This window comes from Hydrogenophaga sp., from assembly GCF_018780075.1.
In the GTDB taxonomy this organism is placed as follows: domain Bacteria; phylum Pseudomonadota; class Gammaproteobacteria; order Burkholderiales; family Burkholderiaceae_C; genus Hydrogenophaga.
Map to the genome: position 1 here is coordinate 21,571 of NZ_JADMKB010000159.1, position 6,219 is coordinate 27,789.

At 68.0% G+C, this 6,219-nt stretch carries 6 protein-coding genes; 3 read left to right on the forward strand and 3 right to left on the reverse strand.

The window, feature by feature from the left end:
* Positions 1–21: 21 nt before the first annotated feature.
* Positions 22–426 carry a ribonuclease E inhibitor RraB gene (locus IV088_RS24115; protein WP_291107003.1) on the reverse strand — a complete coding sequence of 135 codons (405 nt, stop codon included), beginning with the start codon at positions 424–426 and terminating at the stop codon, positions 22–24.
* A gap of 247 nt (positions 427–673) precedes the next feature.
* Here IV088_RS24115 and IV088_RS24120 point away from each other — a divergent pair, with 247 nt between their 5' ends.
* Both IV088_RS24120 and IV088_RS24125 read left to right on the forward strand, forming a co-directional pair.
* On the forward strand, positions 674–1,129 hold the full coding sequence (locus tag IV088_RS24120; RefSeq protein WP_291107005.1) for an XRE family transcriptional regulator: 456 nt from the start codon (positions 674–676) through the stop codon (positions 1,127–1,129).
* The gene (locus IV088_RS24125; RefSeq protein WP_291107007.1) at positions 1,126–2,385 is read left to right on the forward strand and encodes a type II toxin-antitoxin system HipA family toxin; all 1,260 of its coding nucleotides are present in this window, start codon (positions 1,126–1,128) and stop codon (positions 2,383–2,385) included. Before IV088_RS24120 ends, IV088_RS24125 begins: the two co-directional genes overlap by 4 nt.
* Before the next feature lie 7 nt (positions 2,386–2,392).
* On the opposite strand, the gene IV088_RS24130 is transcribed toward IV088_RS24125, so the two are convergent.
* Both IV088_RS24130 and IV088_RS24135 read right to left on the reverse strand, forming a co-directional pair.
* On the reverse strand, positions 2,393–3,169 hold the full coding sequence (locus IV088_RS24130) for an MBL fold metallo-hydrolase (protein ID WP_291107009.1): 777 nt from the start codon (positions 3,167–3,169) through the stop codon (positions 2,393–2,395).
* Positions 3,170–3,240: 71 nt separating this feature from the next.
* Entirely contained in the window at positions 3,241–4,191 is a 951-nt protein-coding gene (locus tag IV088_RS24135) for a helix-turn-helix domain-containing protein (protein ID WP_291107011.1), read from the reverse strand.
* 130 nt (positions 4,192–4,321) lie between these two features.
* Here IV088_RS24135 and IV088_RS24140 point away from each other — a divergent pair.
* Positions 4,322–6,219 (forward strand): stalk domain-containing protein (locus IV088_RS24140; protein WP_291107013.1); only part of this gene is annotated, 1,898 nt, incomplete at its 3' end.

Sequence of the window (6,219 nt, forward strand, 5' to 3'; positions counted from 1 at the left end):
ACAGGCGCAGAGTGCTCCGGGTCATTCGACGATTTCTGCGCCCCACCCGTCGTAGCTGACGTGGTGTTTGACCGCCAGGGCCTCGAACTGCGCCGACAGCTCCATGACGACGGGAAGATCAAGGACCATTGTGCGTTTGGCAACCACCCAGTGGTTGGGGTTTGCATCCTCTGGTGCAGGCGCGTACAGGTCAACGTCAAAGCCGAGGCCAAGACAAGACAGTTCGTTGGCGATGGCCTGGGCAATATCCGCCGTCTCGACCTCAAAAGCAAATTCCGGTACGTGTGGCTTTTGGAGGTCAGCGCCAGCTTCGGCCAACAGAACAAGAACCTTGGCGTCTGGGTCTGCACTGGCGCGAAGCGGGCCAAGGACGTGCTCGGGTGTGGGCATGAAGAAGCGCTCCGATAGCAATGGAAACAACAGCAAAGCAGGATGCTCGCCATCCTAGTTCAGTGCTTGACACTTGAAGGCATGCGCAAAAACGCAGGTTGGCATAGAAATTTATAGATGTTTGTTTGTATAGATTTTCAAAGTATCTATGATCCTTTACAGGACTTTCTTCCTGGATGCGACTTCGACAGAGAGGCGCCCATCCCCTGCTTGAAGTGGGCAGCACACCATGCTATAAGCCAACATAGATTGTTATTTTTTTGTTTTTTTACGACATCTATGTATGCCCAAACAGAACACCAGCCCCGCCGCCTACCCCCAAGCCGTCCTTCAGGAGATTGAGCGGCTGGCGCAGAACATCGTCGTCGCCCGCAAGCGGCGCGGCGAGACGCAGCTGCAATGGGCCCGGAAGCTGGGGGTGTCGCAGCCGACCATGGCGCGCATCGAGCGCGGGGACCCGTCGGTGGCGATGGCGTCGTATGTGATGTGCCTGTGGCTGATCAACCCGACCGTCGGCCTGGCGGACCTGGTTTCGCCGGAGAACGACCACGCGGCGCTGGAGCGCGAGGTGAACAAGGTGCGCCAGAAGCTGCGGCCTTATGCGCCGGCCGCTGCGCAGACGGGGGCACGCGCGTTGGCCGCCTTGCCCAGGCGGGCGCCGGGCACCCCCGGGCAGCGCCATCCCGCGGCCGAAGGGCTGGCGGCCCTGATGGCGGCGTCGCCGAAGCAGCCTCGATGACCGCGCCCGACATCACCCCCAGCACCTATGTGCCCCAGGACACGCTGTACGTCTGGGCCCTGGTCAACCCGGCGGCGCCCACCCTGGTGGGTGAGCTGCGGTTGTCGCCACTGGTGCCCGACTGCGCCACCTTCACCTATGACGCTTCGTGGTGGAACTTCCCGCTGAGCGAAGACCTGCCGCAGGTGCACGGTCAGACCTTCTCGGCGGGCGAAAAAGGCAGTGCGCCGGGCGCGATCGACGATGCCCGGCCGGACCGCTGGGGCGAACGCATCATTCGCCAGATCGAGCGCCCAGCGCGCCTGTCGGTGCTGGAAATGCTGCTGTTTGCGGGCGACGACCGCTTCGGGGCGCTTGGGGTCTCGGTGTCGGCCGAGCAGTACATGCCCCGCCGCCTGGGGCCGTACCCGGTGCTCGGCGACCTCGCCCGGCTCAGCGCCGCCGTCGAGGACGTGCAGACCCAGGCCCCGATCACGGCGGACCTGCAGCGACTGATCCAGCCCGGCGTGACGCTGGGCGGCGCGCGTCCCAAGGCTCTGCTGCAAACCGATGCAGGCCCGTGCGTGGTGAAGTTCAGCGAGCTGGACGACACGGTGGACACGCCCCTGGTCGAGCACGCCACGATGACGCTGGCGGCCCTGGCCGGCATGAGCGTCGCAACGACCAGCGTCTTGCCGCTGCCGCCGCGCCATGGCAAGGCGCGCCACGCCTTGACCATTCAGCGCTTTGACCGCGTGGGCGACATCCGCCTGCACTGCCTGTCGGCCAAGACGCTGTTGCGCGCCGCGCGCCTGCCCGAGAGCTACGGCGCCCTGGCCACGGTGCTGCTGCGCCTGGGCCACCCGGACCGGCAGGGCGCGATGCGCGAAGAGCTGTTCCGGCGCATGGTGTTCAACATCCTCATGGACAACACCGACGACCACGAGCGCAACCACAGCGTGCGGCTGGCATTCGACGGCTACCACGAGCTGACCCCGGCCTACGACGTGGTGCCCACGCTGCAGAACCTGGGTTACCAGGCCATGTCGGTGGGCCACGCGGGCGCGGTGTCGAGTCTGGACAACGCGCTGACGGAGCTGAGCGAGTTCGGCATCAAAAAGGCTCGGGCCGTCGAGCTGGTCCAGCAGGTGGCGCGCACGGTGAACGGGTGGGACGCGCATTTCGCCCAGAGGGGCGTGAGCGCGGCCGACCGCGAGCTGCTGCGCGCCAGCATCGACCGCGACGCCTTGCGCCACCAGCGCCAGGCGTATCTCTGACGCCTGTTCAGGCCGCGCGGTCCAGCCCGTCGAGGTAGGCCCGCACCAACTCCCGCAGCCGCTCGCGCCCGAAGCTCGGGTCGTGCCCCGCGTGCACCACGCTCACGGGCAGCGCCAGCAGGCGCTCCATGGTGCGCGCGTAGGCCACGCGGTCGGAGTGGTGCAGGTTGTCGAGCAGCGGGCCGTCGTAGATGGCGTCGCCGGAGAACAGGGTGGCGGTTTTCGCTTCCCACAGGCCGATGCTGCCGGGCGAGTGGCCGGGCAGGTGCAGCACCTCGAAGTGGCGGTTGCCGAGGTCGATGGTGTCGCCTTCGTCCAGCCGGCGGGTGACGGTGGCCTGCTGGATTTCCCAGGCCGAGAGGTCGTAGTCGGGCGTGGGCAGGGCGGTGAGGGCGGGGCCGCCGGTGGCGTAGCCGGGCACGTCGATGTTCACCTCGTTGAGGTCGAAGTCGGCCAGCGTGCCGTCGGGGTCGGCCCGCGTGAGCGCGTCGGCTTCGAGGCGGTGGCACCAGCACTCGGCGAACTCGTGGTGGCCGCCCACGTGGTCAAGGTGCACGTGCGTGGCGAGCGCGGCGATGCGTTGACCGAAGAGGTGGCGCGAGGCGGCGTGCAGGCTGCTGACGCCGAGGCCGGTGTCGACCATGAGGTCGAGCCCGCGCCCGCGGATGTGCCAGATGTTGCAGCGGAGCAGCGGGATCACGTGCGGCTCGGTGATGAGGGTGATGCCCTCGCCGAGGTCGCGGAAGCTGAACCAGTCGCCGGTGGCGGTGGGCAGCGGGTTCATGAGGCTCATTGGGGTACCTTCGCCCTTCGGGCTGCGGTGCGAGCTGGCTTGGGAGCGGCCCGGCGCTGCGCTCATGCCACGGCGCGGGCGCCGCGCGTGGCCGACGGCAGCTCGCCGAACATGGCCTTGTAGTCGCTCGCGAAGCGCGAGGGGTGCCAGAAGCCCCAGCGCGCCGCGACGTCGCCCACGGGCGCCACCCGGTTCTGGCGCAGCTCGCTGCGCACCTGGTTGAGGCGCATGGCGCGCAGGTAGGTGACGGGGCTGATCTGCATCACCTCTTCAAACGCGTACTGCAGCGCGCGGCGCGAGGTGCCGATGGCCTGGCAGAGGTCGGGCACGGCGATCACCTCTTGCGCGTGCGCCTGCATGTACTGGCGCGCGCGGGCCACGATGCGGCGGCGGCTGGCGGCTGAGGCGGGCAGCGCGCCCACCGGCTCGCCCGAGCGCAGGCTGGCGAGCAGGGCGTCGCAGAGCGAGAGCGCGAGCATGCGGCGCGAGGCGGGTTGGGCGCTGAGGTCGGCCGGGCTGTGCGCGAACCCCAGCGCGGCGTTGAGCAGCAGGCCGTATTCGGCGCAGGCCGCGCGCGAGGCGTTCAGCAGCAGGGGCACCGGGGGCAGCTCGGCGTCGGGGCCGTCCACCTGGGCCACCAACTCGCGCAGGGCCGCCAGGTCGACCGAGAGCGCGAGGATCTGCATGTCGGCACCGGCCACGAGGTCGAACTCGCCTTGTGCGGCGACGCCGATGAGCTGTTCGCCCTGCAGGCGGTGGCCGCTGAACCAGCCGGGCGAGGACTCGGCGCGCACGAGCGCGACGGCGACGCGGTCGGCACAGACGCGGCCCGCCTGCATCACGGTCTGGTTGGCGCGCTCGGCAAACACCTGCACCGGGCCCACGCGCAGTTCGTCCACCACGCCCTCGAAGCGACCGGCCGAGAGCTGCTCGTAGCGCTGGTCCCAGTCGTGCAGGCTGGCGGCCTGCTCGCCGGCGTCGCGTGCACGTTTGTGGGAGTGATCGAAGTTCATGCGCTCACCGATGCAAGTTGTGCGCCATTGTTGGCCCGGGCGCAGATTTGCCAAATACGGATAACCCCTCGGTGCGGGGGCGTCCTAAGGTGCGGGTTCTGTCCGATCCCGCTTCACGAGGAACCCCACGATGACCACCCGCTCCCTCCCCCTGGCACTGAGTGCCGTCGCCCTGGCCGCCGCCGCGCTGTGGGCACCGCAGGCCCTGGCCCACGGCGCCGCCGCCAAGATGGTGCCGCTGAAGAAGGCCGCCCAAGACTTCAACGCCACCGTGCACTGGGACGCCTACGCCCAGCTGTTCACGCTCTCGCGCAACAGCACCCTGGTGCGGGTGAAGCCGGGCGCGAAAACGGCGCAGGTCAACGGCGCGACGCTGCGGCTGGGCGTGCCGGTGGTGATGCGCAAAGGCGCACCCTATGTGGCGCACGATTTCTTCCAGCAGGTGTTCCAGTCGGGCCTGGACAAGACCTTCGTGGTCGAGCGCAAGCCCCACCCGCTGAACCCGCTCACGGCGGGCGAGATCAAGGCCACGCTGGAGGTGCTGAAAGCCTCGGGCCAGTTCAAACCCGGCCACCGCTTCACCGAGATCGTGCTCAAGGCGCCACCGAAAGACCAGGTGTGGGCGCACGCGCTGGAGGGCAAGGCGGTGCAGGCGCCGCGCCAGGCGGCGTTCGTCATCCTCGACGGCCGCAAGCTGATCGAGGGCACGGTGGACCTGGCCACGAAGAAGCTCACGCAGTGGCAGCCGGTGGAGGGCGCGCACGGCATGGTGCTGATCGACGACTTCGCCGGGGTTCAGGCGGCCATCGAGGGCAGCCCGGAATACGCCAAGGCGCTGGCGCTGCGCGGCATCAACGACGTGAAGAAGGTGGTGGCCACGCCACTCACCGTGGGCTACTTCGACGGCAAGGACGGGCTGAAACAGGAAGAGCGCCTGCTCAAGGTGGTGAGCTACCTCGACGTGGGCGACAACAACTACTGGGCGCACCCGATCGAGAACCTGGTGGCGGTGGTGGACCTGGAGAAAAAGCAGGTCATCAAGATCGAGGACGCGGGCGTGATCCCCGTGCCCATGAAGCCCACGCCCTACGACGGCAGCGCCGGCAAAGGCAGCGCGCCGCACAAGCCGCTGCACATCACCGAGCCCGAGGGCAAGAACTACACCATCAGCGGCAACACGCTGCACTGGCGCAACTGGGATTTCCACATCGGCCTGAACTCGCGCACCGGGCTCTCGCTCTCGACCGTGACCTACAACGACAAGGGCACCCCTCGCAAGGTGATGTACGAGGGCACGCTGGGCGGCATGATCGTGCCCTACGGCGACCCGGACGTGGGCTGGTACTTCAAGGCCTACCTGGACTCGGGTGAGTACGGCATGGGCACGCTGACGTCGAGCATCGAGCCGGGCAAGGACGCGCCACAGAACGCGGTCTACCTCGACGCCACCATCGCCGACTCCAGCGGCGCGCCGATGACGATCCCCAACGCGATCGCGGTGTTCGAGCGCTACGCCGGCCCCGAGTACAAGCACCAGGAAATGGGCAAGCCCAACGTGAGCGCCGAGCGCCGCGAGCTGGTGGTGCGCTGGATCAGCACCGTGGGCAACTACGACTACATGTTCGACTGGGTGTTCGCCGAGAACGGCACCATCGGCATCAACGCGGGCGCCACCGGCATCGAGGCCGTCAAGGGCGTGAAGGCGCGCACCATGACCGACGCCAGCGCCGCCGACGACACGAAATACGGCACGCTGATCGACCACAACATCGTGGGCACCACGCACCAGCACATCTACAACTTCCGCCTCGACATGGACGTGGACGGCGAGGCCAACTCGCTGACCGAGATGGACCCGGTGGTGCTGCCCAACACGGCCGGCGGCCCGCGCACCAGCACCATGCAGACCACGCAGCGCACGGTGGCGACCGAGAAGCAGGCGGCGCAGAAGTTCGACCCGGCCACCATCCGCCTGCTGAGCAACGGCAGCAAGACCAACAAGGTGGGCAACCCGGTGTCGTACCAGCT

What these genes read in the sequence shown, in the direction of transcription:
- IV088_RS24120 (WP_291107005.1), top strand. Translation starts at nt 674, where the DNA reads ATGCCCAAACAGAACACCAGCCCCGCCGCCTACCCCCAAGCCGTCCTT.
- IV088_RS24125 (WP_291107007.1), top strand. Translation starts at nt 1,126, where the DNA reads ATGACCGCGCCCGACATCACCCCCAGCACCTATGTGCCCCAGGACACG.
- IV088_RS24130 (WP_291107009.1), bottom strand. Translation starts at nt 3,169, where the DNA reads ATGAACCCGCTGCCCACCGCCACCGGCGACTGGTTCAGCTTCCGCGAC.
- IV088_RS24135 (WP_291107011.1), bottom strand. Translation starts at nt 4,191, where the DNA reads ATGAACTTCGATCACTCCCACAAACGTGCACGCGACGCCGGCGAGCAG.